Annotated in this window: 17 protein-coding genes and 6 pseudogenes; 8 read left to right on the forward strand and 15 right to left on the reverse strand. The window is 62.0% G+C overall.

What is annotated here, in order from left to right:
- Positions 1-103 precede the first annotated feature (103 nt).
- The 3 genes and pseudogenes from CGZ66_RS29905 to CGZ66_RS29915 all read right to left on the reverse strand — a co-directional run.
- Positions 104-415, reverse strand: a pseudogene (locus tag CGZ66_RS29905) (transposase); the annotation flags it as partial.
- 175 nt (positions 416-590) lie between these two features.
- A pseudogene (locus CGZ66_RS29910) lies at positions 591-1931 on the reverse strand (IS1380 family transposase).
- Positions 1932-2138: 207 nt separating this feature from the next.
- Complete coding sequence (locus CGZ66_RS29915; protein ID WP_245331297.1) at positions 2139-3071, reverse strand: reverse transcriptase domain-containing protein; 933 nt, start codon at positions 3069-3071, stop codon at positions 2139-2141.
- Between CGZ66_RS29915 and CGZ66_RS29920 the strand changes: the two genes are divergently transcribed.
- The 3 genes from CGZ66_RS29920 (at position 3051) to tnpC (CGZ66_RS29930) (ending at position 5495) form a co-directional block, all read left to right on the forward strand.
- Complete coding sequence (locus tag CGZ66_RS29920) at positions 3051-3437, forward strand: transposase (RefSeq protein WP_095090381.1); 387 nt, start codon at positions 3051-3053, stop codon at positions 3435-3437. The genes CGZ66_RS29915 and CGZ66_RS29920 overlap by 21 nt on opposite strands.
- Positions 3434-3778, forward strand: coding sequence for an IS66 family insertion sequence element accessory protein TnpB (gene tnpB / locus CGZ66_RS29925; protein WP_023693549.1), 345 nt, complete (start codon positions 3434-3436; stop codon positions 3776-3778). Before CGZ66_RS29920 ends, tnpB (CGZ66_RS29925) begins: the two co-directional genes overlap by 4 nt.
- Before the next feature lie 76 nt (positions 3779-3854).
- The gene (gene tnpC / locus CGZ66_RS29930; RefSeq protein WP_095090382.1) at positions 3855-5495 is read left to right on the forward strand and encodes an IS66 family transposase; all 1641 of its coding nucleotides are present in this window, start codon (positions 3855-3857) and stop codon (positions 5493-5495) included.
- A 1006-nt stretch (positions 5496-6501) separates the two neighbouring features.
- Here tnpC (CGZ66_RS29930) and CGZ66_RS29940 read toward each other — a convergent pair.
- The 6 genes and pseudogenes from CGZ66_RS29940 to tnpB (CGZ66_RS29970) form a co-directional block, all read right to left on the reverse strand.
- Positions 6502-7136, reverse strand: a pseudogene (locus tag CGZ66_RS29940) (IS110 family transposase); the annotation flags it as partial.
- A 142-nt stretch (positions 7137-7278) separates the two neighbouring features.
- Entirely contained in the window at positions 7279-7545 is a 267-nt protein-coding gene (locus CGZ66_RS29945; protein ID WP_206073807.1) for a hypothetical protein, read from the reverse strand.
- A gap of 291 nt (positions 7546-7836) precedes the next feature.
- Positions 7837-8883, reverse strand: coding sequence for an IS110 family RNA-guided transposase (locus tag CGZ66_RS29950; RefSeq protein ID WP_095090383.1), 1047 nt, complete (start codon positions 8881-8883; stop codon positions 7837-7839).
- A gap of 16 nt (positions 8884-8899) precedes the next feature.
- Positions 8900-10375: a group II intron reverse transcriptase/maturase gene (gene ltrA, locus CGZ66_RS29955; RefSeq protein WP_095090362.1), complete on the reverse strand. Its 1476-nt coding sequence runs from the start codon at positions 10373-10375 to the stop codon at positions 8900-8902.
- A gap of 450 nt (positions 10376-10825) precedes the next feature.
- Positions 10826-12440 (reverse strand): annotated as a pseudogene (tnpC, locus tag CGZ66_RS29965) (IS66 family transposase); the annotation flags it as partial.
- A 71-nt stretch (positions 12441-12511) separates the two neighbouring features.
- Positions 12512-12685 (reverse strand): IS66 family insertion sequence element accessory protein TnpB, encoded by a 174-nt coding sequence (tnpB, locus tag CGZ66_RS29970; protein ID WP_095090384.1) that lies wholly within the window; start codon positions 12683-12685, stop codon positions 12512-12514.
- A gap of 23 nt (positions 12686-12708) precedes the next feature.
- On the opposite strand from tnpB (CGZ66_RS29970), the gene CGZ66_RS41840 reads away from it, so the two are divergent.
- From CGZ66_RS41840 to CGZ66_RS29985, 3 genes are all read left to right on the forward strand, one after another.
- Positions 12709-13038, forward strand: a complete 330-nt coding sequence (locus tag CGZ66_RS41840; RefSeq protein ID WP_167392284.1) for a DUF5372 family protein — start codon at positions 12709-12711, stop codon at positions 13036-13038.
- 159 nt (positions 13039-13197) lie between these two features.
- Positions 13198-13620 (forward strand): helix-turn-helix domain-containing protein, encoded by a 423-nt coding sequence (locus CGZ66_RS29975; protein ID WP_245331263.1) that lies wholly within the window; start codon positions 13198-13200, stop codon positions 13618-13620.
- A gap of 304 nt (positions 13621-13924) precedes the next feature.
- Entirely contained in the window at positions 13925-16042 is a 2118-nt protein-coding gene (locus tag CGZ66_RS29985) for a recombinase family protein (RefSeq protein ID WP_095090385.1), read from the forward strand.
- Between the two features lie 6 nt (positions 16043-16048).
- Here the strand turns inward: CGZ66_RS29985 and tnpB (CGZ66_RS41845) are convergent, their stop codons facing one another.
- The 6 genes and pseudogenes from tnpB (CGZ66_RS41845) to CGZ66_RS30015 all read right to left on the reverse strand — a co-directional run bounded on the left by tnpB (CGZ66_RS41845) (position 16049) and on the right by CGZ66_RS30015 (position 20857).
- The gene (tnpB, locus tag CGZ66_RS41845; RefSeq protein ID WP_095090386.1) at positions 16049-16165 is read right to left on the reverse strand and encodes an IS66 family insertion sequence element accessory protein TnpB; all 117 of its coding nucleotides are present in this window, start codon (positions 16163-16165) and stop codon (positions 16049-16051) included.
- A gap of 371 nt (positions 16166-16536) precedes the next feature.
- A complete protein-coding gene (locus tag CGZ66_RS29995; RefSeq protein WP_095090387.1) occupies positions 16537-17736 on the reverse strand; it encodes an IS91 family transposase in 1200 nt (399 codons plus the stop codon).
- A 10-nt stretch (positions 17737-17746) separates the two neighbouring features.
- On the reverse strand, positions 17747-18628 hold the full coding sequence (locus CGZ66_RS30000) for a tyrosine-type recombinase/integrase (protein ID WP_095090388.1): 882 nt from the start codon (positions 18626-18628) through the stop codon (positions 17747-17749).
- 218 nt (positions 18629-18846) lie between these two features.
- Positions 18847-19191: an IS66-like element accessory protein TnpA gene (gene tnpA, locus CGZ66_RS30005; protein ID WP_095090389.1), complete on the reverse strand. Its 345-nt coding sequence runs from the start codon at positions 19189-19191 to the stop codon at positions 18847-18849.
- Between the two features lie 242 nt (positions 19192-19433).
- Positions 19434-19711, reverse strand: a pseudogene (locus CGZ66_RS41055) (helix-turn-helix domain-containing protein); the annotation flags it as partial.
- Between the two features lie 195 nt (positions 19712-19906).
- Positions 19907-20857 (reverse strand): MurR/RpiR family transcriptional regulator, encoded by a 951-nt coding sequence (locus tag CGZ66_RS30015; protein WP_095090391.1) that lies wholly within the window; start codon positions 20855-20857, stop codon positions 19907-19909.
- A gap of 185 nt (positions 20858-21042) precedes the next feature.
- On the opposite strand from CGZ66_RS30015, the gene CGZ66_RS30020 reads away from it, so the two are divergent.
- Positions 21043-21903 (forward strand): tyrosine-type recombinase/integrase, encoded by an 861-nt coding sequence (locus CGZ66_RS30020; RefSeq protein ID WP_095090392.1) that lies wholly within the window; start codon positions 21043-21045, stop codon positions 21901-21903.
- Positions 21904-21914: 11 nt separating this feature from the next.
- Positions 21915-22196, forward strand: a pseudogene (locus tag CGZ66_RS30025) (transposase zinc-binding domain-containing protein); the annotation flags it as partial.
- Positions 22197-22514 lie beyond the last annotated feature (318 nt).

Below are 22514 nucleotides of genomic sequence, written 5' to 3' on the forward strand. Positions count from 1 at the left end.
GACCCACCTGAAACGCGGCAGCGACAGGCTGCCAAAGAAGAAGACGGTCGCGCTCCCCTAGTCGCCGCCGAACCGAGCAGTGTCGGCGGCGAATCCTTGTCATCTATGCCGCTGCTGGTTCTTCGGTGCGAATGTCGGCGCCGGCCGGCACCACCCCGTCTTCGGCATAGCGCCAGAGTGCGATCAGCAGTTTTCGCGCCATCGCCACGATCGCGATCCGGCGCGTGCGTCCCGTCAGCGTCCCGACGCGATCGCGAAACCACTTGGCCAGGTCGCTGCCAGGCTGGTAGCGAAGCCAAAGCCAGGCAAGCTGGATCATCGTTGTTCTCGCGCGGGGATTCCCGGCTCGACTGATGCGCCGATCCCTGTCCATGCCGCCACTTTGGTAAGGCATCGGCGTGATGCCGACATAGCTAACCCGCTTGATGCACGGCGATCGGCTTTCGGCGGCCTGCATCGGCGATCTGGCCGCCCTCGGAGTGCATTTTGACAAGCCTCGTCGGGCGCCGGCGATGATCCGTCGTGATGGAAGGCGGGGGTTTGCGGGTTGAGGTCGGCGGGTTTGTTTCGGGACGTCTGCGTCCCATCGTTTATGTCGCGAGTTGCGGGATGCGACTGAGGACGATGCGCAGGATGCGCTGGTCGGGGCAGGACGTCGGCAGGTGCAGGCGGATCTGGGTTTTCATCTCGACCACGCGGGCGGCGATCTTGATGAGGCGCAATCGCAGCGTGTCGAATTGGGCGACGGCAAGCTCGAGCGTTTCGGCATCGCGGCGCGCAAGCCCCACATCAACCAGTAGGCGCCGGCATGCAGGAATAGCCGGAACTGGTTGGCCGTCGCTCTTGTGCAGGAGGTGCGGTCGGCGGCGAGATGCGTCTTCCACGACTTGATGTGGTTCTCGGCAGCGCCGCGCCGGCAGTAGACATCCTCGTAGAGCGCCTTGGCCTTGCCACTTGCAAGGTTGGTGACGATGAAGCGGGTATCGGCACCTTGGGCGCCGACCTCGACGCGGGCGATGATGCGCTCTACGCGGCTCCAACTGGCGGCGCCATCCAGGAACTCCTTGAAGCGGCGGACCTTGTTCGTCTTCGATGACACTTCAAAACGCGCCATCGTGCTGCTCTCCAGGTCCGCGACATGCTTGCGCAGGGTCGTGGTGGGCGCCACGCCGAGGATGAAGTCGACATCGTTGGCGCGGCACCAGTCGATGACCTGCGGGCTGCAGTAATGCCCGTCGGCCCGGATAAGGATGCCGGTGTTCGGCCAGTTGCTCCGGATCGCCCGCACCAGGCGGCGCAGGTGGGGGCGGATTTCAGCCCCGCTCGGCCGCTTCGCTGGTCGCAGGACCGCACCGACGAACCGGCCGTCGCCATCGAACACAACAATCGGCTGGAAGCCGTATTCGTCGTAATGGGCATTGAACAGCCGCAATTGCTGGCCGCCATGCACGGCGTCAAAAGTGTCGTCAATGTCGAGCACGATCCGCTTCGGAACCTGGCGGAAGGAAGAGCAATAGAGGTCGACCATCGCACGGGCCCATAACGACCAGTTCCCGCACGCCAGGCAGGTTCTCCAGCCGGCACATCGTCGATTGAGAGGCCAGATCCCGACCCGAAGGCAGCGCATCCTGGGCCATCTTGAAGATCGGATCGCAGCGCAGCCGGTTGGCGTCGTTGCCATCCTCGTAGCCGGCGGCAATCATCTTCATGCGAAAGCCGATCATATCGGCCACGCTATGGATGACCTGGTCCGGGCAGCGCGGATCATCGATGCAGCGCGCCAGACGCTCGGCGACACGCAGCCGCTTTTCCACCTCGGCCAGAGCCAGAACCCCACTGTTGGACGACAGCATGCCGCCGTCGAAACGGGCGATCACGGACTTGCCACCGACAGATGACAAACCGGCCAGCGGCAGCGTAAGATCATTCATGGCGGGTGCGGTCTCCGGGAAATGGTTCGGATCGGCTTCGACAACCAAATCCTACGTCATTTCAACGGCTTGCACCACATCCGCCAACCCCCCCGTAGAGTCGAGGAGGGGCGCGGTGGCTTGGGCCGTGTTGGCCTCGCTCCGTCTCCCTTCCCCGCTCATCAAACCGGACGTGCGGATTTCCCGCATCCGGCTTTCCGACTGGTTTCATCGTGAGGCACGCGGCGGCGGTCCAATGTGCACGCGTCGAAGACGCAGGACACCAAGTTTTCCGAAGACAATGTCGTCGGAGAAACGCTGTGTGCCGCGTCCTTGCACCTTGTGCCGTTTGCGCAGGAAGGCGCGAACACGGTCATAGACGTGGTTGTCGACCGCTCGATAGGCCGGCAAGCGTGTTCCATAGCCAAAGTAGCCTGACCAGCCGCGCAGAAGCCTGTTCAGCTGGGTGCAGACCACGGGCCACGGCTCTTTGTTGCCGTTTACCAAGTGATCGCCAATCTTCGTTTTGATCCGTTGCACGCTCTTCTTGGATGGGCTCGCACCCAGGTACCAATGGCCGTCTTTCCGGTAGCGGTGAGGTCCGAACGTATAGCCAAGGAAGTCGAAAGGCTCCGTGCGGGCATCCTTCAGCGAGGTCTTCGCCTCGTTCAGCGTCAGCCCGAGTTTTGTCATCACCGAACGTGTCCACGCCAGCGCCTCGTCCGCGTGCCCGCGGCTGAGGATGACGAAGTCATCGGCATAGGAGATGACATGCGCACGGAACGCCTCGCCGCGTCCGGTGAGCCGCCAATGTTTCAGGAACCGGTTCATGTAGATGACCGAGAGCAGCGGACTTGCGACCCCACCTTGCGGCGTGCCGCGCGTGCTGCTCTTACCACCGCTCACGTGCCGTTTCCCGTCACCGTCCCGCTCTTCGATCGGCGCTTTCAGCCACAGCTTGATCAGCCGCAGCACGTGCCGGTCGACAATGCGCCGGGCCACCGATGTGAGGAGGTCCGAATGCGGAATCGTGTCGAAGTATTTCGACAAATCGGCGTCTACCGTAAGCGCGTAGGCATCCCCACGTAGCGTGCAGGCGGTTGATCGCTCATTTTCAGCATGAATCATGCGGAGAATCCTGTGAGCGACAGTATGAGCCATCATCGAACATTCGAGATTTTGACGGCGGAGCCTGTGCCGTCCCGACGCAAGCCGCGCCATCGGTCGGAAGACGAGAAGGCACGGCTTGTCGCCGAAGCGTTCTCGCCAGGGGGCAATGTGTCGGCGGTTGCGCGTTCCGAGGGGCTGGATCCCTCGCAGCTCTATGCGTGGCGCCGCAAGGCGCTTTCGTCGGGCATGGTTGCGCCACTGACGGAGGCAGCGAGCAAGCCGGCGAAGTTCACGCGCTTTGAAGCGGTGGGCAGCGGCACGGTGGAAATCGTCATTGGCGATGCCGTGGTGCGCGCCGGCGGCGATGTTGATCCCGATCGCCTGGCGAGGATCATCCGCGCGGTTCGCAAGGCATGATCGCTTCCGGTGTGGTGGTTTACGTGTCGTGCCAGCCGGTCGACTTCCGCAAGGGCGCGGCATCTTTGATGGCGCTGGTCAGGGACGGCGGCCTGGACCCGTTCTCGGGGGCGCTTCACGTATTCCGTTCGAAGCGTGCGGACCGGGTTCGCATCGTGTGGTGGGACGGCAGCGGGGTGTGTCTTTATTCGAAGACTCTGGAAGATCACAGCTTCTGCTGGTCTGCGATATCGGCCGCGCGCATGCGTCTCGACCACGCCCAGTTGATGGCGCTTCTGGCCGGGCTAGACTGGAAAAAGATCCGTCCGGCCAGGGTCAGGCGGCCGTTATCGACGGGCTGAAACCGGCCTGCGGCAAGATGAATCATGGGGCTGTAACGGTTGGGAAAGCGGCTGTTTTTGTGCTCTGTTGCTTGCCATGGTTCTACCGGATCTTGCCCTTCCCGACGACGTTGATGCGCTGAAGGCGATGATCCTTTCCATGGCTCGCGAGCAGGCTGCGAGCGAGGCCCGGATCGCAGTCGCCGAAGCTCGGATCGCAGCATCTGAGGCGGAGGTCGCCCGGCTGAAAGCCGTCGAGAAAAGCGCCAACGAGCGTATTGCCAACCTCACGTCGATCCTGAAAGTTTTGCAGCGCACGCAACATGGCACGCGTTCCGAGCGGCTACGCCTGGCCATCGACGACGAGCAGGCCTCCTTTGTCTTCGAGGAGGTCGAGACCGGCCTTTCGGCGATCCGGAGCGAACTTGCTCACGCGGCCGGGGAAAAGCCGAAGCGTGCCCCGCGCCCGCGCAAGGGTTTTGCCGCCCACCTCGAACGCATCGAGGAAGTTATCGAGCCGGAAATCCCGGCCGACTGCGAGGAGTTGGAAAAGGTTCTGATCGGCGAGGATCGATCCGAGCGGCTGGACGTCGTGCCGCCGAAGTTCCGAGTCATCGTGACGCGCCGTCCCAAATACGCTTTCCGGGGCCGTGACGGCGTGGTCCAGGCTCTGGCGCCGGCGCACATCGTTGAAAGCGGCCTGCCGACGGAGCGGTTGCTCGCCTATATCGCTGTCTCGAAATACGCCGACGGCCTTCCGCTTTACCGGCAGGAGGCAATCTATCTGCGCGACGGTGTCGAGATCAGCCGGTCGCTGATGGCGCAGTGGATGGGACATCTGGGCTTTGAATTGCAGATGCTCGCCGATTATATCCTGGAGCGTGTGAAGGAGGGCGAAAGGGTCTTCGCCGACGAGACGACCTTGCCCACCCTTGCCCCTGGGTCCGGGAAAACCACGAAAGCCTGGTTGTGGGCCTACGCGCGTGATGATCGACCGTTCGGCGGGACCAGCCCACCGATGGTTGCTTATCGCTTTGAAGATAGCAGAGGCGCCGATTGCGTGGCGCGTCACCTCGCTGGATTCGGGGGCATCCTGCAAGTGGACGGCTACTCGGCCTATACTAACCTGGTCAAGGCACGGGCCAAAGCCGGCGGCAATGAAACAATCCGGCTCGCAGGGTGCTGGGCGCATCTGCGGCGCAAGTTTTACGATCTGCACATCAGCGGGATCTCACAGGCCGCGACGGTAACGATCACCGCCATGACCGAATTGTGGAAGGTCGAGGACGAGGTTCGCGGCAAGGATGCTGGGAGCCGCGCCGCGCTGCGTCAGGAAAAGTCCGCGGCCATTGTCGCGAGCCTCTTCGACCTGTGGGAAAAAGAACTGCACAAGGTCTCCGGAAAATCCAAGACTGCCGAGGCGATCCGCTACGCGCTCATCCGGCGGGAGGCGCTGGAACGCTTTCTGATGGACGGTCGTATCGAGATCGACTCCAATATCGTCGAGCGTGCAATCAGGCCCCAGACAATTACGAGAAAAAATAGTCTCTTCGCTGGAAGCGAGGGCGGTGGACGCACCTGGGCGACCGTCGCGACACTTCTGCAAACCTGTAAAATGAATGGCGTCGACCCACTCGCCTGGCTCTCCCAGACCTTGACCCGCATCGCTCAGCGCTGGCCCGCAGCCAAAATCGAACTGCTCATGCCCTGGAACTTCAAACCAGACGCCGTCAGCTAACCGCTTACCGTCTACCACGTCCGTGTAGCCCCGGCAGACAAGCCGGTGCACTTCCTTGATTGCGTCGGTCCCACTGCGTCTGGGCCGATAGCCATAGGCACCATCCTCGAAGTCCGCCTCGAATATCGGTTCCAGCACCAGCTTGGCGGCGGTCTGAACCACCCGGTCCCGAATGGTCGGGATGCCGAGCGGACGTTCGCCGCCCCCCGGCTTCGGGATCATCACCCGTCGCACCGGCTGCGGCCGGTAGGTCTTCGAGACAAGTTCCTCGCGCAGGCCCGCCAGCCACCTCTCCGCGCCTTCCGCCTCGATCTTCGCGAATGTCACGCCGTCCACGCCCGGCGAACCCGCATTGGCGCGGGCCAGCGCATAGGCATGGCGCAGCATGTCCTCACGGCAGATCTTGTCGTAAAGCACGTAGAAGCGGAAAGCGGGCTCCGCCTTCGCCTTACGATACAGCTTCCTCTGCAGGTGCCTGATCTTTTCGGGTGTTTCGAGGCTCATCGCCAATCACCCCCTCCTAACCAACTTCGAAAGCACACCAGAAGTCAGGGCCCTTCCCTCCACCGGCATTACCCGGCTTCAGCGGTATTATGACCCTGTCCGACTCCCACCGGCACCGCCGCCCTGACGGCTGCGTTGAGGCCGCTACCCTCATGCCGAGCGGGTCTCCCCCGTTACCCGCATCACCCTTCCGACGTGCCGTGCCCATTACCCCGGCGGATCGAACGGGTGCACATGTCGATTGCTTCCCCGTTCGCCCGGCCTTCCCCGAAATTCAGGCGGGTCGGCATCCACATCATCACTTTCGAGACCTGCTCAGGCTTCACTCACGTTACGGCCCATCGGATTGCTCAACCGCCCAAGGCGGCCTTTGTCACGAGGCTTCGACCCGGCCAGTTACCCGACCGAGCCGCTCGTCAGCTACCAGACCAATCGACTACTATCTGGGTGGAACCTTCCTCCACTGGTGATACGCGCCATCGGGGCGCACTGAATTTTCCGGGCTAGCAAGTTGCCGCCGATTATCAAACGAACGGTAAAAGACCTCCCGCGTAAGCACAGCGGCGAAGTTTGCACCGACGCCGCGGATAAGGCACAGGCTTGCAATCTTTCCGCAAGCCTGGTCTTTCGGATTGGCGTTGGCCACCTCGTCGCGTTCGGCTTCGACCTCCCGGATCAACTCCAACGTGATGACGAGCCGGCGACGCAGGCGGTCCAACTCAGCCCGAAGATGGTGCGCCAATTCACGGCCATCACCAGTTCGGACAGCAGCAAGATCACGCTCCCATGTGCGTAGAGAAGGCCTCTTGTGGATCCCCTGTGTGAACAGCAATGCCTGGATGCGGTTCTCGATGCGCAGCCTCTCCTGCACCAGGTGCTCGCGCTCGCGGTGAATGCGTTTGGCGTCCTCCTCATCGGGCGTCGGCACACCGTGCTGCAAACCTGTCGGTCCCCTTGAAGGCAGGCCGCAAGCACGCGCAGCATGCCTTCCGCATCGAGCCGGTCGGTCTTGGCCCGACGGGCACGACGATTGACGAGAATGCTGGTCGGCTCGAGCACATGATTGGTGATTCCGTGGGCGGTCAGCAATCGGTGTAGCCAGAAGCCGTCACGCCCCGCCTCGAAGCAGCAACAAACTGCAGGCGCTGCGCCCGACCGGGAAAAGACACGGGCCTGCAGTGACGAGAAATGCGATAGAAGAGCGGCCGTGGCATCGATCTTAAGAAATCGGGGTTTTTCCACTCCCGGCGTATCCCTCCGGTGAGGGACGCGGACGGACCTATTTGTTTCCGTCGCGATGGATGGCGATGAGGTTTTGAAGGCTTTCGATGCCGAATTCGGAGAAGGCCATGACGCCGTCTTCGTGGTCTGGCCCGTAGACCCGGATCAGACCGTCCTCGGGTTCCATTTCGATAGCGATTTGGCCGAGCCAGTCCTCATCTTCGCCGAGGTCCCGGGCGACGAGCGCGGTGGTTCGCACGGAATGGATTTTGTTGATGTGCATTGTCAGGCTGCGATTGCGGCGGGCTTGGACCGCCAGTTCCATATGTGGACGGCTCCCACTTGCAAGTGTTTTTTACAGATATTTTTGATCGGATCGCTTGCTTCCATATGTGCGGCCTTTGTGTGTGGTCGCACATGACCACTGGCCAAGATGGTTTCCGCAACGCATGTTCCTAACACGGCAACGACCTTGAAAGGCCAATGGAACTGACGGAGTATCACGCGTCTTGGATCGATCGATCGCACCATCTGCTTTTCTCTTGCAAGTTCACAGCATCAGCTCAACACAGTAGCATTCTATTCTGCTCACCGTGATGACCAATTCCTATGTTGCTTACGTTTGCTCCTCTGTCCGCCGATACGCCTCGCCGCTCACCATGAGCTTCCACGCAATACGGGCGATCTTGTTGGCGAGCGCCACCGCAACCAGCTTTGGTTTCTTCCGTTGCAGGAGTTCGATCAGCCATCGGGAAGCATGTCTGCTTCGACCTGCTCTGACATGCTGAAGAAGGGCAGTTGCGCCAACCACCAATATGCTCCTCAGCATTTCGTCGCCAGCACGTGTGATCACCCCCAGTCTGACCTTGCCTGCGGTCGAATGGTCTTTGGGCGTGAGGCCTATCCAAGCGGCAAAATCGCGACCCGACTTGAACGTTCGGGGATCTGGGGTCTTCATCATCAAAAGCGATGCGCCGACCGGCCCGACACCCGGAATTTCGGCCAGGCGCCTGCTGCATTCATTGGAGCGGTGCAACGTGGTCAGTTTTTCCTCGACGGCTTTCGTTTCAGCCAGCAAATCTCGATATTCAATGCCATGCATGACAAAAAGCTCGCGGGCCAATTCAGGCAGGGATTGATCCGCCGCAATCCGCTCCAACAACGGTTCGATGCGGCACATGCCCGTGGCCGCGACGATGCCGAACTCCATGGCAAAACCGCGAATGGCGTTGGCGAGCTGTGTCCGATTGCGAATGAGTCTCTCTCGCAAACCGACCAGCATCAACGCCGCCTGCTGGTCCGCGGTCTTCACCGGCACGAAGCGCATCGTCGGTCGGCTCATCGCCTCACACAAAGCTTCCGCGTCCGCCGCGTCGTTCTTGCCGCGTTTCACATAAGGTTTCGCCAACTGAGGCGCTATCAATTTCACCTCATGACCGAACGAACTTAACAGCCTCGCCCAATGATGAGAGCCTCCACAGGCTTCGAGTGCGATAGTAGTCGGCGGCGTTTTCTCGAAGAATTTCACCATCTCCCTACGCGAAAGCTTCTTGCGAAGGACTGGTTGCTCGCCTGCGTTCACGCCATGCAATTGGAAAACGCTCTTTTCGCGGTAGGGACGCCCGTTACCGGGCGCCCCCCGCTCAGATCCCGGCGAGCCCAATTAAGGCACCGGGCTCCTACCTTGGGTGTGTGACGGCGAAGCGCACGTCGGGCCATGGATGAAGGATGCGTGGCTTCGGGAGCCAGTGTTCTGTCACTTTTGTGGTCCGGCCCCATGTGAATCCGTCCTTCTGGCTACGCCGCCGAAGCGTGCGCCTCCAGAGTTCTTCCACATGGTGCCGAAACGCGGCTAAAGCGCGCGCGTTTGTCGGCACCGCGAAGTAGGCGAAATGCCCGCTCACGATCTGCCTTAGCCATTTCCCCTGTTCGGGTATGGGCCAGTGCATCCGACGCCACAGCTCCTCCTTTATGTTCCTGAGCTTCGTCCGCATGCGGTCGCCGCGGGTCTTCCGTTGAAGCTGGAAGCGCCCGCTGCGCGATTTGCCGCAGATGAACGTGAACCCGAGAAACATAAAGGTCTCCGGCTTCCCGAGGCCGCGCCGCTTGCGATTAGCCGCCGCGAAGCGACCAAACTCAATCAGGCGGGTCTTGTCCGGATGGAGCGACAGTTCGAACTCCTCAAGCCTCGCGCGCATCGCATCGAGGAATCGACGGGCGTCGTCCTCGCGCTCGAAGCCGACCACCAGGTCATCGGCATAGCGCACGATGACCATGTCGCCGGCGGCGTCGTGCTGTCGCCAGCGTTTCGCCCACAGATCGAGTACGTAGTGCAGGTAGATATTGCCGAGGAGCGGTGAGATCACCGAGCCTTGACCCGTCCCCTTGTCGTCTACGGTCACGACCCCGTCTTCGAGAATACCTGCCTTCAACCATTCCTGGATCAGGCGGATGATGCGCTTATCGCCGACCCGATGCTCCAGGAAGCGAACCAGCCATTTCTGACTGACCGCCCCGAAAAAGTTTTGGATGTCGGCGTCAATTATCCAGCTCACTTTCCGATGGTCGATCGCGACGCACAGCGCATCCAGCGCATCGTGCGGCCCTCTCCCCGGTCGAAACCCGTAGGAGAAGCCGCAGAAGTCGCCTTCATAGATGGCGTTGAGCACCATGACGGTCGCCCCTTGGACAATCTTGTCTTCCAGAGCTGCGATTGCCAGCGGCCGCTGCTTCCCATCTGCCTTCGGTATAAACGTCCGGCGTGACGGTTGCGGGCGGTACGCTCCCCGTTGGACCCGGGCGTGCAGATCGATGAGCCGGGGCTCAAGCTCTGCCTCGTAGTCCTGCCATGTCATGCCATCCACCCCGGGGGCGGCCTTGCGCCTGAGCGCGTAGAACGCCGTCCGGAGTGCGTCGACAGTGATATGGTGGAAGAGCGCGGTGAACCTGTCCTTCTTCCTCAGCCTTGCGGCTTTCCGTACGCGATCCAGCGACTGGGACATGCGATCCCGGCCCTGTGTCCGGTGCATGCGTTGCTGTTCCGCGTTCCCCTTGGTCCCCGGCCTTCGCTCCACCAACTCCGCCACCGGTCGCCCGGCTTTGTTCGTCGGCTTCACAGCTACTATGCCGAAGTCAGACTTCTCTGGATCGTTCATCAGCGGCTACGACTCCTCGCCTTCCCACTGCGGACCATCCACCCGCAGGACGGGTTGGGTGGCCAATCCAGAGATCTCCCGGTTCCCGTACAAGGAGCTTCCGTGCATGCCAGGGTCTCAGACCACGCCGGGTCGGCTGAGCGCTCGCGTAACGCGCTCAATCGTATTGCCTTCCGGAACGTCAACGCCGTCGGCACCCGGGATTTTGGACTTTCGCGGCTCAATGGCTGGCCTGCACGCTCCCCTACCGACGCTTCGCCGACATCCTCACGGTTGCCTGCGCACGGCTTGGGGCCGATATGGGTTGCTAGCCCTTCATCGTGGTGGACTTTCACCTCCTACTCCTTGCCAGTCTCCCGGCGCACTGACGTATCCATGCCAATTCTGATAATCTCTTCCACGGACGGTCTCCCTCGATTGAGCTTTCAACGAACTCATTCTGGCACATTGCGATGCCGTTGGGAGCCGTCCACCCCAACACGGCAGCAACTCGTCGAGGCGATTGGCGGGGTGCCCGGCAATGCGGTGAAGCACATCGGTAAGCCAGGCTTGCGGATCGACATTGTTGAGCTTGGCGGTGCCGATGAGGGCGTAGATGACGGCAGCGCGCTGGCCTCCACGATCGGAGCCACAGAACAGCCAGGCCTTGCGACCGAGCGGGACGCAGCGCAAGGCCCGTTCAGCCGCATTGTTCGTAATGCAGATCCTGCCATCGTCGAGGAAGCGGGTAAACGCCGGCCATCGGCGCAGCATGTAGTTGATGGCCTTGGCGAGATCGTGGTTGCGCGAGAGCTTGGCAAGCTGGGCGATCAGCCAAGCGTGAAGGTCCTCCATCAGTGGAGCGCTGCGCTCCTGGCGAGCGCAGGCACGCGCTTCGGCGCTCAATCCGTTGATCTCGCGCTCGATATCGAACAGGACATCGAGGCGCTGCACCGGCCTCCAGTGCGATCGGGGAGATCGTCCCTTGTCCGTTCGCCGCGGCTCTTCTTGCGCGCTGATCCCTCGACATCGGCAAGTTCGAAGAACTTGCGGCGCGCATGGGCAAAGCAGCCCGCTTCGAGCACAGGCCCTGGGCGACGATCGGCAGCGTAGAGTTCGCCATAGCCGCCATAGGCGTCTGCCTGCAGGATCCCGGACCAGCTGTCGAGATGCGCTCGCGGATGTTCGCCACGGCGGTCGCGCGAATAGTGGAACAGCGCGGCGGGCGGATCGGCGCCGCCGAATGGCCGGTCGTCGCGGACATAGACCCACAGCCTGCCGATATCGGTCTTGCCCTTGGCGAGGACCGGCACCGTTGTGTCGTCGCCGTGCAATCGGTCGGCGGCGAGAACATGAGCCTCGATCCGGCGATAGAGGGGCATGAGCGCGAAAGTGGCCGCGCCAACCTGGTCGGCGAGCGTCGACAGGCTCAGTGGCACGCCCTCGCGAGCGAAACGTTCAGCCTGGCGGTTCAAGGGTTGATGCTGGCCGTACTTGTCGAACAGCAGCATGGCGAGCAAGCCAGGACCTGCCCAGCCACGCGGCACGACATGGAACGGCGCCGGCGGCTGGGTGATCGTCTCACAGTTCCGGCACGAGAACTTCTCGCGCACCGTCTGGATGACCTTCCACTGACGCGGGATCACCTCCAGCGTCTCGGTCACGTCCTCGCCGAGCTTCGAAAGCCGCGTCCCGCCGCAAGTCGGGCACGAACATGGCGCGGGGATGACGATGCGCTCACGCGGCAGATGCTCGAGAAACGGCTTCTTCGCCGGCCGTTTGCGCTCGAAGGCGGTGACACGGGTCGTCCTGGTCGCCGCCGCCTCGGCGGCAAGGTCATCTTCGCTGGCGGTGGCCTCGAGTTCCTCGAGTTGCAACTCCAGTTGGTCGAGCAGCCGGCGGCTGCGCTCGGCGCTGGGCCATACTGCTCGCGCCTGAGCTTGGCGATCTGCAGCTTGAGGTGCGCGATCAGAGCTTCCGTAGCCGACGCCTTGGCCCTCGCGGCGGCAAGTTCGGCGCCCATCGAAACAACCAGCGCCTTCAGCGCTTCGACATCGTCCGGCAGGGGCGAAACGGCGGCTTCCATGGCCGAAATGAATCAGCACCTGTCTCTCGGTGCAACCGAAAAATGCCGCTTTGGCTGAGGAAATCCGCGTCCTATCCCGCGCTCGCCGGACGCCAGCTGTATTGCGGGTTGCGCCAGTCAATCCCGTCGAGCAAACACGACAGCTGAGCGCTCGTCAGCGACACTGCACCGTCCTTCGCCTGGGGCCAAATGAAGCGGCCCTTCTCGAGCCGCTTGTAACTCACTTGGAAATGCAGGCGGTTCATCGTCCCCGTCGCAGTTTGTGACAGTGACTCACCCCTTTCATCCGTATTCCGGGCAGCGAGGTGCCTGCGTTGGGAAGCGCGGTAACCGAGGGGGCAAGCTATTGCTGCTGCGCTTTGACGATGGCCGGATTTGCACTGTTCCGCCGCAATGGACCGATGCAGCAGGCCCCAGCCTTGAGGTTATCGCGGGAAACGGGCGCGCACTGTGCAGCCTCACCGACCTACTGGAACTCAGCGGTCTCGTAGAGCGCCTCATATCGCAAGGGAGATGCGCAACGCCGCAAGATTGTAAGGGAAATTTTGCCGATGTTGCAAGGAAAATAACGCCGCAAAACCCATGGGAACTTCGCTGAATGTGCCGTATTAGCAGAGATTATACTCGATTTGTTGACAGATATCCGCTTGACGGTTTAGCCATACGCGACATATTTATAATTACGTCAATTGAGTCGGCATCGGGGGCGGCGCAGGTGTCGGACAGCGTCAAACACAGGCAATCGAAAGGCAGCGCTTTGGCCGAGGATGGCACGCTCAATCCAGCCCCGGAAAAAATCGGCGATCAGAAGTTCCGGGAGGACGGCTTCTTCGATCCGCGCGACATCGTGCAGGTGAAGTACGAGATGCTGCGGCGCGTATCGGTCGACAAAATGTCGGTAACGGAGGTGTCCGACGAATATGGCGTCTCCCGGCCGACCTTCTACCAGGCCAAAGCCGACTTCGAGGACGCGGGTCTGGCCGGCCTAGTACCGAGGAAGCGCGGCCCGCACGGCCCGCACAAGATCCAGAGCGAAGTGCTGGCCTTCCTCAGGGCCCAGGTGGTTCCGGGCGAGCCCATTCGGGCACGCGAACTGACGAACCGGCTCCGGACAGAGTTCGGACTCGATGTCCACCCCAGAACAATCGAGCGTGCGCTCGGCGAAAAAAAAACGGTGTAACCATCAGTGGCGGTGCGCAATTGCATTGCGCGATGCAGTCCCGCGCCACGGAGCGATACGAAATACTGCGCGCCGCCGCGCTTGGCGCCGCGCTCCCTCTGGAGGCACGCAGCGGTCTTACCATCCTTCTGCATCGCGGCATGTGGGCCTGGGTTAGCGCGATCTTGCGTATGCCGGGCTGGTCCCCACCCGCGGCTTTGCCGCCAGTCGCCAGGCTGCCGATCGCAGACGAAACGTCCGAGCGACGCACAATCATCCACTTGCTCGCCACCATCGTGATGGCGGCCCCTGAACGGAGAACAGCATGAACGAAAAGCTCAAGGTCCAATCGCATCATCTCGAGCGTGGCGCCTACCTCTACATCCGACAGTCATCGATGCGACAGGTCATGGAGAACGTCGAAAGCACCAAGCGTCAATACGATCTTCGTGGTCGCGCGATCGGGCTTGGATGGCGCGACGACCAGATCACCGTCATCGACAGCGACCAGGGCGAATCCGGCGCTTCAGCGGCGTGGCGCGAAGGCTTCCAGCACTTGGTGTCCGATGTCGGCATGGGGCGCGCGGGGATCGTCATGGGGCTGGAAGTATCCCGCCTCGCCAGAAACAATGCGGACTGGCATCGGCTGCTGGAGATCTGCGCTTTGGCCGACACACTCATCCTCGACGAAGATGGCGTGTACGACCCGGCCAACTTCAATGACCGGCTTCTGCTGGGCCTCAAGGGCACGATGAGCGAGGCCGAGTTGCACGTTATCAAAGCCCGGTTGCGTGGTGGCATTCTCAACAAAGCACGCCGCGGTGAATATCGTTGCCCCCTTCCGACCGGCTTCATCTATAATGAGGTTGGCGATGTGGTCCTCGATCCAGACGCTCAGATCCGGGAGATGATCACCCACTTCTTCGAGACGTTCTCGCGGGTCGGGTCGGCTACGCAGACCGTCAAGGCGTTTGCCAGCGAAGGTCTGCTCTTCCCATCCCGGTTCCGCAACAGCAAGCGGGTGGTCTTCCAACCCCTGACCACATCGACAGCCTTACGCACGCTGCACAATCCTCGCTTCGCGGGCGTCTATGCCTATGGCCAGCGTCTTTACCGCAGGACCGTCGACGGAAAGAAACAGGTCCGTAAACGTGAGCCCAATGAATGGCTCGCATGCATCCCGGACGCCCATCCCGGCTATATCAGTTGGGAGCAGTTCCAGCACAACCTGAAGGCGCTCGAGGCCAATGGCCAAGGCTACCAGACCGCGCGGGTCTCGCCACCGCGCGAAGGCGCGGCTTTGTTGCAGGGGCGCGTCATATGCGGGCGGTGTGGCTGCCACATGAGGGCCCGTTACGTCACCCGGCGCGGTCAGGTGGACACTTGGTACGTCTGCAGCCGCGCCTACGTCTCTCGGGGTGAGCCTCACTGCCAGTCGATCGCAGGCTGGCCCGTCGACGCGGCGATCGGTGAACTGATCGCCGCGGAAATGACGCCCGCCGCCGTGGAATTAGCTCTGGAGATCCGAAAAGAGATCGAAGCGCGCTATGACGAAGCGGACAAACTCCGGCTCCGCGCCGTCGAACGCGCCCAAATCGATGCCGATCTTGCACAGCGGCGGTTTATGCTGGTCGATCCGAACAACCGCCTGGTTGCCGACACCCTTGAACGCGAATGGAACGACAAACTGCGCATGCTGGCTGATCTACGAGAAGAAAGAGCGCGCGCTCTACGCGAAGACCGAGCGACACTCGACGATGCAATCCGTGATCGATTGATCGCCATGACGGCCGACTTCAAAACGGTCTGGTGCGACCCCACCTTGCCGAACCGAGAACGCAAGCGACTCCTTGCCTATCTTGTCGAAGACGTCACATTGCTCAAGTTCCAGGCCGAGGGAGAGACCCGGATCCACATCCGCTTCAGAGGCGGAAGGACCGAAACATTGACCACTCAGAACCCGAAATCCTCCGCACAGCAGGTAAGGACCCGGCCCGAGGTGGTCGAATTGGTCGACAAGCTTCTCGACGATCATATCTGCGCTGAAATCGCTGACATCCTGAATGCAAGGGGAATCCGTCCCGGCGGCTCAGCGCGGCGCGGCAAGGCTGACGCCCAGTTCACCGACTTGCGCGTCATCTATCTTGTCAAGCAATATGGTCTGCGCTCGCGCTACGACCGGCTGCGCGAGCGGGGAATGCTGACAAAAGCAGAAGCCTGCGCAAAACTCGGGATCACCGAATGTACCCTGGTCAGATGGGCGAAATACGACATCGTGAAAAGACATGCCTACAACGGCTATATCGGCCTCTATGAGCTGCCAGGACCGCACGTCCCAGCCAAGCAGTGCAGCCGATGGAACCAGCTCGCCCATCGGGCAGAAGCCATCCGCCGACTCAACTCCTCAAAATGCTCCGATCTCAAGGAAAGGGCTGTAGTATGAAGCCAGTTAGTTGGCATAAAGCGACATGCCGATCCCGTCATGCCAGATGATCTTTACCAGCGATCCGGCGCGTCCGCGGAAAACGTAGAGATCACCACCGAACGGATATGTGGCGCGCCACATATTGCAGAGCGTTTTTAGCTTGGCGTCGCGCAGAAAGGCGGCTGGCGAGAGCGCGCTGTGGTGGATCGCGACGGTGAGCTAAAAACGTGTTGGACTAAGCCGCCGGCACAGGTGGCCGCTATGGGCGTTCAATTGAGGCCGTGCCCATGAACCGGCATGGCGTGGGCGCGGATGCGGTCGTGGACGCGGCGATTGCAGGGGTCGGTGCGCCGAAAGCGGCACGGATATCGGTTGCGGCAAGGTGAGGACCGGCGCCGCGCCCTGCCGGGAGAGGCTGCCGGGGGTGACGGCGCGCACCTTCGCGGGACCGGCTCGGTTTCGCGGCCGAACGGCCCGGGCGATACGGTGACGACGAAAGCTGAGCGCTTCTTTCATGATGTATCCCGGTATGGCGGGGGTCCGGTGACGCCGTCGAACGTTTCGATGATGATCATCTGCCCCTGATGACAGGCCGGGCATTGCCGGAGGGAATGCCCGGTAAGGTCCTCGTAGCGGTCGCGGTAGTCCTTCGCCGAGCAGCTGTTCGATGCCTCTGGAGCCGGCATGCCGAGCAGGTCGCGGCAGTGGGCGAGCTTTTGCGCGCGATGGCGATTGCCGAGGAAGCCGTAATAGCGGATGCGATGGAAGCCGTCGGGCAGGACATGCAGCAGGAAGCGGCGCATGAACTCGTCGGCCGAGACGGTCATGACCTTTTGCCGATTGCCGTGCCGATAGTCCTTCCAGCGGAAACGAACGGCGCCATCCTCGATGGCGACGAGGCGGTTGTTGGAGATGGCGACGCGGTGGGTGTAGCGGCCGACGTAGTCGAGGACCTGTTCGGGTCCGGCGAAGGGCGGCTTGGCGTAGATCACCCACTCGGCCTTTCGAAGGGGCGCCAGATAGCGCCGGAAGGCGTCGCGCTCGCTCAGGGCCTGCAAGCTAGAGAAGAACTTCAACTGGCCGGCCGCGAAGGCTTTCTCCAGGTGCTCCAGAAACAAGCGTCGGAACAGGCGTGAGAGCACCCGGACCGGCAGGAAGAAGCCGGGTTTGCAGGCAATCCATCGCGTGCCGTCGGCAGAAAGGCCACCGCCTGGGACGACGCAGTGCAGGTGGGGATGGTGCAGCAAGTTCTGGCCCCAGGTGTGCAGCACGGCGAAGAAGCCGATCTCGGCACCCAGGTGTTTGGGATCGGCGGCAATGGTGCGCAGTGTCTCGGCGGTGGCGCGGAAGAGCAGACCGTAGACGAGCGCCTTGTTCTGATAGGCGATGGCGGCAATGTCACCCGGCAGCGTGAAGACGACGTGGAAGTACTGGGTGTCGAGAAGCTCGGCGCGACGGTCCTCCAGCCATTGCGCGCGGGCCAGCGATTGGCAGCGGGGACAATGTCTGTCGCGGCAGCTGTTGAAGGCGATGCGCTGGTGGCCGCATTGATCGCACTGCTCGATATGCCCGCCGAGCGCGGCGGTGCGGCAGAGTTCGATCGCCGTCATGACGCGACGCTGCGCGGTGCTGAGCGACGCGTCATGCTGCACGCGATAGGCTTCGCCATAGCGGCGGAATATATCCGCCACCTCCGGCCCCGAGCGGGCCATCGGCTTGAGCTCAGAAGTACTGAGGCTTGGCCGGCGGCGGCGGGGTGGGGGCCGGACGCGGTAAGAGCTCGTACGGGCTCGACGTGGCGCAGACCTTGTTGGTGGCAATCCGCAGGTAATGGGCGGTGGTCGCGAGGCTGCGGTGACCGAGCAGCAGTTGAATGGTGCGCACGTCGGCGCCGGCCTCCAATAGATGGATGGCAAAGGCGTGCCGCAGACTGTGCGGCGTGACCGGTTTGGGCAAGCGGGAGAGGTCGCGCGCTTTCGCGCAGGCTTGTCCCACCGCATCCCTGGTGATCGGCTGGCCGGCACGATCGCCGGGGAAGAGCCACGCCTCTGGCCGGCGCACCTTCCAATAGCTGCGCAGGATCTCCAGCAGCTTGGGCGACAACATCACGTAGCGGTCCTTCTGGCCTTTGCCCTGCTCGACGCGGATGACCATTCTCTGGCTGTCGATGTCCGTGGTCTTCAGCTGAACCGCCTCCGAGATGCGCAAGCCGGCGGCATAGCAGGTGGTCAGGATGGCGTGGTGTTTGACGTTGAGGACGCAGCCGAGGAATTGCTGAACTTCCTCGGGGCTGAGGATGACCGGCAGCTTCTGCGGCTTCTTGGGGAACGGGAGGACCCCTTCAGGCGCCCAGTCCCTTTCGAGCGTCACACTGTAGAGAAAGCGCAGCGCAGCGATGGCGGTGTGGATCGAACCGGACGCCAGCTTCTTCTCGTTGGTCAGATAGACCTGATAGGTCCGAATGTCCTCGCGCCCGAGCACGTCCGGCGACTTGCCGAAGTGGCGGGCGAACAGCGACACCTGTTGCAGATAGGAGAGCTGGGTGTTGAGCGCGAAGTTGCGCACCTGCATGTCCTCGCTCATGCGTTGCCGAAGTTGGGTCATGACAAGCTCCTTTGTCCGATGGAATGGGCTGCAAGCAGCCACCCCATGCTCGCGCAGTTGGAGCTCCTATTGAACGCCTGACCGGCACGACAGAGGACGCCATCAAGACCGCGCCGTCGGCGTACACCCCCTTGCCGCTCCGCCGTGGCGGAGCGGGTTAGTCCAATGCCTCTTATCGGTGTGGCCCATCGACAGCCACACCCGCGCGCCCGACGGGATCACCGCAGTGCCTTTACCACTGCCGTAACCAGCGTGGGCGTCGCTCCCGCGAAGATGCTCACCCGGCCGCCCTTTACCAGCTCCACGACAATAGCCGGCCGGTGCTCCAGTGGATGGCCGACGTCTTCATCCACAACCACCACCTCTGTAAGGCACGGGTCCGGGACGTGTTCGCACAGCTTGCGACGCCATGTGTAGATCAGCGCCGTCGAAACGTCATGCCGCTGCGCCACCTGCGTCACACAGGCTCCGGGCGAAAACGCCTCCTCCAAAATCTGGCGCCGTTCCTCCTCGTTCCACCGCCGCCGACGTTCGGGGCCTGTGAGCAACGTGATCTGACCCATCAACTGCTCCTAAGTGCGCTCATAAGAGCACGCTTAAGACCACTCGTTCATCACCCGAACAAGGCGCGACACGCCGGATGGATACCTCCCGGCAAGCGGGAGGGGACGAGCCATTCTGATCGGCCGAGCTCGATTGCGATGGTGATGATGTTCTCCAGGTCGATGGTATTCGAGGAAATGATGGCTTCCTTCGAGTGAGGTCGGACACCCGCCACTCTCGACGATATCCGTGCTCATAGCATCTGAAACCAGATCTCGACCGGCTTGCCTTTGGGCAGTTCGGCCAGATGGGCGCTCAGCGTGCGCGGGAAGTTTTTTTATACGCCTCGACGATCTCGCCGTCCTGGCCCGGATGACGTGGCCGGGCACTGACATGGGAGAAACCGAGCTGCCGCAGAAGCGTCCCGACATAGCGCTCCTTGATGAGCTTCTGGAGATCGATGCGCCGCCAGCGCACGACGCCGTCGACGGCTAGGTCCGGCCCCGTCTCGACGATCCGTGCCAGTTCCGCCTTCTGCGACGCGCAGCGGCCGAAGGTCGTCGCCAATGTCTGCTTTGTCGCGGAATTCTTCCGTCGGAGCTTGGCCAACATAAAGGCCGCCAACAGTGACAATACGAACAACTTGCGCCTCGGATGCGAGCAGAGCGCCTCCATCGCCCGGCCGTCTTGGGTAGAGGCCGACAAAATCGGTTGCAGCCTACAGACGCATCGAGATCAGTCCCGATTTGGAACGCTCCCTTTGCGTTTCGATGCGGTCGAAGAGGTCGACTGGGATGAGCGGAGCTTTCGGGTCCAAACTCTCGATTTCAAGTGTGTGCTGAAATCCGCAAGATGAGCATCGAACCGGAGTAGAGATTCACGCGCGGCCTCCGCACCCTGTCCGGCGACCAATGCGCCTAGCACTTCAGCGACCGCGAACGCAGGTGTCATCGAGTGAAGGAACGAGGGACTCCTCGTCTGGACAAGAACGACATCGTCGGCAATACGAGCGAGCGGAGCAACCTCGCTGTCGGTAATGGCGACTATCGGTATGCGATGTTGATGCGCATGTTTAGCGATCTCAACCGTGACGCGCGTGTACGGGAACACACTAGTCGCGAAGAGCACGTCATTGCGGGAGGCGCGGGCCAACGAATCTGAACCGGTGCCGCCGATCGCATCGAGCACGACCGACTTTTCCTTGATCATCGACAAGATGTAATGCAGATGCCAAGCAGTTGCGTGGCTCGACCTCAATCCCACGCAGAAGACGCACTGGGCGGATGCAAGGCGCCTTGCCGTTGATACGATTGCATCAAGTTGAGTCTCAGCCAAATGGACAATCTCGGCCGCTTGTGCTCGGAGAATTTCGCGCGCAAGGCCATGGTCTCCTTTGCGCTTTTGAGCGATCGCTTGTACGTCGGCCTTTCCGGCGAATCCGACGTCGCCGCTGCGAACGGCCTCAGCATAAATGTCGCGAAGCTCGTCGTAACCTGTGAGGCCAAGATGTTTGGCCAGTCGCGTCATGGTTGCCGGCTGGACCCCGGCCACACGCGCTTGGTCGCGCATGGACAACAGTGCGACGTCATGCGGTTGGTCGATAATATAGCGCGCCGCCAGTTGGAACTGCTCCGACATTGTGTCGAAGCCGGCGACCAATCGTTCCGAAAGAGGTCCGTCAACCATGACACCTCCTTAGCGCAACGTTATTGCATGCGCAACATATGTTGCATTTCTAGTCTAAGGCTTGTTGAGATTCAGGATTGAACGAAGCCGCTGGCGCGGCATTTGGTGGTTCGGTTTGCGGATGAGGCTTCTGTTTTGAAGGATTGCGGCTGTTGAAGCGCAATCTTGAGAACAGGAGATGAGAGATGGCCGAACTGAGCCCTCTTCGCCGGCGCATGATCGAGGACATGACGATCCGCAATCTGTCGCAGGCCACGCAACGATCCTACGTGCATGCGGTAGCGAAGTTTTCGCGCTACTTTGGCCGCTCCCCCGACCGGCTTGGCCTGGAGGATGTTCGCGCCTTCCAGGTGCATCTGGTGGCGAGCGGGATTTCGTGGCCGGCGTTGAACCAGACGGTGTGTGCGCTGCGGTTCTTCTACGGCGTGATGTTGGGCCATGCCGAGATCCCGGAGCGGATCACGTATGCCCGCTCGCCACGCACGCTGCCGGTGGTTCTCAGCGCCGACGAGGTTGTCCGCTTCCTTGAGGCGGTGCCGAGCCTGAAGACGCGCACGGCGCTGACGACAGCCTACGCTGCTGGCCTTCGTGCCTCGGAGACCGTCGGGCTGAAGGTCGGCGACATTGACAGCGAACGCGGCGTCATCCGGGTCGAGCACGGCAAGGGTGGCAAGGACCGCACCGTGATGCTGTCGACGCAGCTCCTGCGCATCCTGCGGGTCTACTGGCGGCTGGCGAAGCCGCAGGTCTGGCTGTTTCCCGGCCGGGACGCAAATCGTCCCATTGACGTGCAGGTGCTGTATTCGGCCTGCCGCTCGGCGCGTGCCGCCGCCGGCATCGACAAGCGCGTGACGGTGCACACGCTCCGGCACAGCTTCGCCACCCATCTCCTGGAGAACGGCACCGACATTCGCATCATCCAGGTTCTGCTCGGCCACAACAATCTGTCGAGCACGGCGCGCTACACCAGGGTCTCGAACGGTCTCATCCGGCGCACGACGAGCCCGCTCGACCGGCTGAACATCGAGGTCGTGCCGACGGGCTGACCGGTCCGCCCATGTCGGCGAGACTGGAGGTGGCGGATATCTTCCGCCGCCATGGCGAGGTGTATCGGCGGGTCCATGACGGCCATCTCGGGCGCGTCGAGCGTCGCACGATGAGCGCGATCGGACTGTGCCGGACCGCCGAACTGGGCGGCCATGTCGAAGGTTGTTCGTCCTGCGGGGCGATCCGCGTGGCCTACAATTCCTGCCGCAACCGGCATTGCCCCAAATGCCAGGGGCAAGCCTGCCGGGACTGGCTTGCCGCCCGGCAGGACGAGCTTCTGCCGGTTCCCTACCAACAGGCCGCCTCAATCAACTGGTTGAAACGGAAGAAATAACGAAATGGGCAGTCGCGATGGCTTGACAAACAAATCCCCATACAAGGCTTCTGTGAGGTCCGTGGGCACAGGCGAGGCCTGCGGGCTCGAGTCGGACCTCACTGTAAGCCGGATTGAACGAAGCCGCGGGCAGGACTGGCGCTATGGGGATTGTGGCCTGTAGAGGCGGTCGCGATTGTCTTCGCCAGGCTGATGAAGGGGGTTTGCGGTTCGACCCCAGCGAAGAATGGTACGGTGGAAGGCGGAGCTTGATGGCGATTGCCGCGAAAGGTGGCT

This window comes from Mesorhizobium sophorae (assembly GCF_002270415.1).
Classification (GTDB): domain Bacteria; phylum Pseudomonadota; class Alphaproteobacteria; order Rhizobiales; family Rhizobiaceae; genus Mesorhizobium; species Mesorhizobium sophorae.